The organism is Exiguobacterium sp. s157 (assembly GCF_018618205.1).
Lineage (GTDB): Bacteria > Bacillota > Bacilli > Exiguobacteriales > Exiguobacteriaceae > Exiguobacterium > Exiguobacterium chiriqhucha.
Window position 1 is genome coordinate 1 of the sequence record NZ_JACSLQ010000018.1, and the last position, 5,370, is coordinate 5,370.

The following is a 5,370-nucleotide window of genomic DNA, read 5'->3' on the forward strand; positions in this document are numbered from 1 at the left end:
ATGCCGACTTCTCGCCATAAAAAAACACTCCCCAATCAGATAAACAGATTTGTTATTTCATCTGTCTACCTATTGGGGAGCATATCATCTCATTCTCAACGAATAATATTTTTAGAAAAAAGTCTTTATACTTTTTAACAATGGAGCCGCCAGCCAGAACAGACTATACTGACCAGCGACTACCTTAAATTTAATGTTTCAGATTTATTTTCTTATCTCTAATTTCATAAACTACATCAGCTACATTTTCGAGTAAGCGTTTATCGTGGGTGATAAACACGATAGTTCCGGCATACTCCTTCATTAGTATTTCCAAAGCCTCTAAACTTGGTATGTCAAGGAAGTTACTGGGTTCATCCATTAGTAGGATGTTATATCTACCCATGAGCATTTTAGCTAGCAACAATTTTATAATTTCTCCACCGCTTAAAACAGATAAGCTTTTTCCAATATCGTTCTGTTTGAACCCCATAGATGCTAGCACTGAACGAATTTCTGATATATTGTAATCACAATCCTCCTGCATAAACTCCATGACATTCTGATTACTGTTGTACTTGTAACCATTCTGTGCAAAGTAACCTATTTTTGCCTTAGGTGAAATAGAAATTCCTTCTTCATGGTTTAAAATCATTTGGATTAACGTTGTTTTTCCGGTTCCATTACCACCAGTTAACGCCACTTTTGCTCCTAGAGGAATTTGAAAAGATGCATTTTCAAACAGTGCCTTATCCCCAAATATTTTATTAATTTCCGTACCGACTATAGGGTATGGATTATGGAGCTCCAATGCCTTACTTTGCCTGAAACGAATTCTGCGAATGTCTTCCGGAGCTTCTACATTTCCTAAGGCTGAAATCCTGTGCTCTAGGGATTTAACGGCATTATGCATCTTTTTTTCCTTACTTCCTATTGATTTTTGATGAGCTAAACGCCCTCCGCCTTCAGTACTTTTTTTCTTTGAAGCACCTTTCGCCTTCTGTTCTATTTTACGAGCCTGTTTTCGCTTTTCCTCCGCAGCCCTTTCCAATCGGGCACGTTCCGCAATAAATTGTTCGTATTTTGCAGCTTGGCTCTTGCGTTCTTCCTCTTTCTGACGAAGATAATCAGAATAGTTTCCCCAATACTCAGTGATTTTGCCATCTTTCAGTTCCCATATTTTATCTACTATTTCATCAAGAAAATAGCGGTCATGGCTAATAACTAACAGTGCACCTGTAAAATATTTTAGCTGTCCAATTAGAAAATCAATTCCTTCACGGTCTAAATGGCTCGTAGGTTCATCCGCTAAAATACCATGAACCTGTGCCGATAAGGCCTGTGCTATTTTAAGCCTTGTTTCTTCACCACCGCTCATGGTCTGTATATCTAATTGCTCAACACCGAGCTTGCCTACAAGTGCAAAATCTTTTTCCACCTGCAAAGTTACTTCGTCCAACTGGGGAATATAGGCAAGTTCACCCAGACGATTCATTTTACATCCTGGGGGAGTTAATTCTCCTAAAAGTACCCTGAGTAAAGTGCTTTTTCCAGCACCATTTGCTCCTACTAAACCAATACGGTCATAATCATATACTTCTAATTCATTTATATCTAAAACATCGCGTCCTTTGAATTCCACACGAATGTCTTTTGCTTTTAATATCAATTCCATAACATTTCCTCCTGTCTATAATCGCATGTTTTCTTTTGCTTGTACGCAGGGAAAACCCTGCGATTTTAGCAGGAAGAATTACATGAAAATTAAATACATAAATATGGTCCCTCCTATGAATTTTGTTTTAAATCTAATTTTCTAACCTCAGTTATCATGGGGCAAGCTATGGCAATGCCAATAATTAAAACACCTGATAGTAAAAACCAATGATTTACACCGATTCTATCAGCAAAGAACCCAGATAGAATTAACCCAATTGGCATAGCAAGTGACATGATACTTCCGGTCAAAGAAAATACACGTCCTAAATATTCAGGCTTAATTTTCTCCTGAAAAAGAGCTGTTTGCACACCGCTATAAAATGGCACCGAAAGCCCCATTATTGCACAGCAAACTACAAATATTACAAATCCATTTGGAGGAAGTATTCCCGAAACGGCTAAACTGGCCCCCATGATAAAAAATGAACTTGTTATTAGTAATACACGTTTTTCGAAGCTCCCTAATCTTCCTAACAATAAGCCTCCTGCTAACATTCCAGATGCAAAGGAAATTTCCGTAATAGAAATATGCACAGGTGTTCCATTAAAGTAATCCATGCTTATTAAAGGAAATAGTGCATTAATTGGCATATAAACAAAAGTATATAGTGTTCCTAAGAGTAATAAGGCAAACAATCCTTTGTTTTGTCTCAGAACGACAATTCCTTCTTTCATTTCTCTTATGAAATTTGGTTCCAAACTTTGCACTCGATCACCCAGCTTAGGTATACGTACAATTGCTACCGTAATAGATGCAATCACAGCACCCAATACGTCGATGGCAATAATAGCATTTAAATCCCAAACGGAGTATAAGAGTGCTGCAACTGCCGGACTAACAATATAGCTTATAGACTGCAAAGACTGACTATAGCCTGCGCATTTCGTTAGCTGCTCTTCTGGTACTAAAAGTGGTGTAACCGAATTGAGTGCTGGGGTATGAAAAGCTGTTCCAATGCTACGGATAAACAATACTATCATAACCATCCAGACAGGTAGCTCCATATAGAATGCAACAATAGCAAGCACTGCACCAGCTGCTGCGATAATTAAATCAGCACCAATCATTATCTTCTTCCTATCATGACGATCCACTAGCACACCAATTGCAGGTCCAAAGACCGCATAGGGTAAAAAACCTACTAGTGAAGCCATAGACAAGACCATCGCAGATCCAGTTTTTTCTGTAAGGTAAAAAATAATCGCCATTTGCAGGATGGCACTAGTGATTAATGATACTGCTTGCCCTGCCCATATTGTATAAAACTTAAGTTTCCAATTGTTGTATTTTTCCATTTATATTATCTCCTGCATATTATTTTGCTTGAATTTCTATTTTGAATAGCATTCTAGGCAATAAAAAATGCAGGCCTAAATCCACAATGTGGCTTTTGGTCTGCATACATACAATTTGGAAACATTCATATTAAAGACATAGTTAAATAAAGGTATAGTTTAATAACCTATATCCTCACCGTAACTAATGAATGCTCAATATCGTATAAATAAGCACAACAAAAAAGCCTATCATCGGAGATAGATTCTGCTTTTTTTATTGCCAGCTTATCTTAAACGCATTGAGGCTGTCATAGTTTCGGTTCCTCCTAAATTCTTATTTGGATCATCATACATTTTAACACAATAAGTCATTTTAAGCAACTTTTAAATTGACGGTTTGTCAAATTAAGCGCAACACTTCCTCGGTGAAGGCCTCGTGTGCGGTTTTCCAGTTCAGGCATTTTCTCGGCCGCCCGTTGATCTTGGTGAGCGCGTCCGCGAGTTCGTCATGCGCCACCTGCGCGAAGTCCGTTCCTTTCGGGAAGAACTCGCGCAGGAGCCCGTTGGCGTTCTCGTTGCTTCCCCGTTGCCACGATGCGTACGGGTCGGCGAAATACATCGGCACACCGAGTGACGCCTGGATGCGCTCGTGACCGCTGAACTCCTTGCCCCGGTCCGTCGTCGCCGTCTCGAACGTGCCGTCCGGGAAGGCGACGTGCACCGCATGGATCGCCCCCTCCATCGAGGCCGCGGTGCGGTCCGCGATCGGCAGGGCGAGATAGAACCGGCTCTTCCGCTCGATGAACGTCGCGACGCACGCCTTCGACTTCCCTCGTCCGGAGACGACGGTGTCGAGCTCCCAGTGCCCGAACGTCCGGCGCCCCCTGACCTCTGGCGGTCGTTGCGAGATGGAGAGTCCGACGTTGATGCGTCCGCGCGTCTCGGTCGGCTTTTGACGTTTCCCTTTCTGGCGGAGCACGGTCAGGGGCACGTCGATCCGTCCCGCATAGATCCAACGGTAGATGGTGGAGAAGGCGAGCTTTCCGTTGAAGAGCCGTCCCACGATCTGTTCCGGGGACCAGGTCGCACGCAGCTTCTCGACGATCGTCCGGCGCATCGTGTCGTCGAGTTTCGTCTTGGCGCCACAGTTGGTCTTCGCCTTCTCGTAGCGTTTCTGGGCACGTCCCGATTCGTAGCCGGGGTTCCGTCTGATCTCCCGCGAGACGGTCGATGGCTGTCGCCCGATCCGTCTCGCGATGGACCGGATGGACATCCCGAGCTCCAGATAGGTCTCTATTTTCACGCACTCCGTTGTGGTAAGATGGGTGTAGCTCATAGCGATTCCTCCGTCTGAATGTTTGTGTCGTAACTTCATTCTAAACGAGGCCATCGCTGTGGGCTTTTTTTTGCGTTCACGTTCAGATGTTGCACTTAATTTTATAATTCATCATGTTCATAAACGTTTTCGATTCACTTTATCGAGTCGAATTTTCTCGATCAACGCGTGGATGATCTGTTCATCTCTTCCAACGAAATCTTTGTTGAAGGGAATACGCTCCCCTTCGAACATGAAGTAGTCAAGCAGGTGTGGGACTCGCGGTGTCGCGTATCCCCACGTGTGCTTCGAGCAACGTTCCCATACCTCGGCTCCGAACTCTTTTGAATAGCGCATATGCTCGACGGCAGCCTTGACCTCTGATTTCTTTAGGACGAAGTAGTCCTCGAAGACGAATTTGCCGAGAAGCTCGTACCACATCTCCTCGCGAGTCCGTTCTTTGATCGCTTCTACATCGACTTCAACGTGATACGGGGCCTCTTCTTCATTCTTGATGACATCCCGAGCTTCCCCTGTCACCGACTCCGGATACAGCTCCCATCCTTCCGGCATCCGTTCTTTGATGAACTGTTCGAGCGCCTCTTCACTGATCCGATAGCCTTTTTTACGCGACTCGAGCGGTTCTGCCTGGATTACGCCTTTTCGTACCCAGTTACGGACCGTCTCCTTATGAGTCGTGAGCTTGTTCTTCGATAAGATTTCAAATGCCTCGTCAATCGTATACATGGTAAGCCTCCTTTTAACACAATGATAATTTTATTAAATAATTCCATGAACATTGCATTAAAGTAAGCTGATTTCTTTTCGGAATTTGAATCAATCAGAAATCACTGATTGGATCCAACTAAAAACACCATTCAGCCGAATGGTGTTCCTTTCGTGGCGTTAGACGCGCCCACGCTCTTGGTTTTGACGTTGCCCTTATGCTCCGTGCCTCCCGTCAGAAAGGCTCAGGAACATAGAGATGCAGCGGTGAGCCAGCAGCTCTTGTTATCGGGCCGTCAGGGAGGCAGCGGTGCGATGAGCGACTTCGCCCTAAGGCGTTAGACGCTCACGCA

Annotated in this window: 4 protein-coding genes; all 4 read right to left on the reverse strand. The window is 43.8% G+C overall.

Annotated features, from left to right (window positions below):
* Positions 1-190 precede the first annotated feature (190 nt).
* The 4 genes from msr(D) to KNP67_RS15130 all read right to left on the reverse strand — a co-directional run bounded on the left by msr(D) (position 191) and on the right by KNP67_RS15130 (position 5,038).
* A complete protein-coding gene (msr(D), locus tag KNP67_RS15115) occupies positions 191-1,654 on the reverse strand; it encodes an Msr family ABC-F type ribosomal protection protein (protein ID WP_214686250.1) in 1,464 nt (487 codons plus the stop codon).
* 113 nt (positions 1,655-1,767) lie between these two features.
* Positions 1,768-2,994, reverse strand: coding sequence for a macrolide efflux MFS transporter Mef(A) (gene mef(A) / locus KNP67_RS15120; RefSeq protein ID WP_058085640.1), 1,227 nt, complete (start codon positions 2,992-2,994; stop codon positions 1,768-1,770).
* Positions 2,995-3,376: 382 nt separating this feature from the next.
* On the reverse strand, positions 3,377-4,312 hold the full coding sequence (locus tag KNP67_RS15125) for an IS30 family transposase (protein WP_214756966.1): 936 nt from the start codon (positions 4,310-4,312) through the stop codon (positions 3,377-3,379).
* A 117-nt stretch (positions 4,313-4,429) separates the two neighbouring features.
* On the reverse strand, positions 4,430-5,038 hold the full coding sequence (locus tag KNP67_RS15130; RefSeq protein ID WP_251130898.1) for a helix-turn-helix domain-containing protein: 609 nt from the start codon (positions 5,036-5,038) through the stop codon (positions 4,430-4,432).
* Positions 5,039-5,370 lie beyond the last annotated feature (332 nt).

Excerpts from the sequence above, each read along its gene's own strand:
- KNP67_RS15125 (WP_214756966.1), bottom strand. The coding sequence starts at position 4,312 with ATGAGCTACACCCATCTTACCACAACGGAGTGCGTGAAAATAGAGACC.
- KNP67_RS15130 (WP_251130898.1), bottom strand. The coding sequence starts at position 5,038 with ATGTATACGATTGACGAGGCATTTGAAATCTTATCGAAGAACAAGCTC.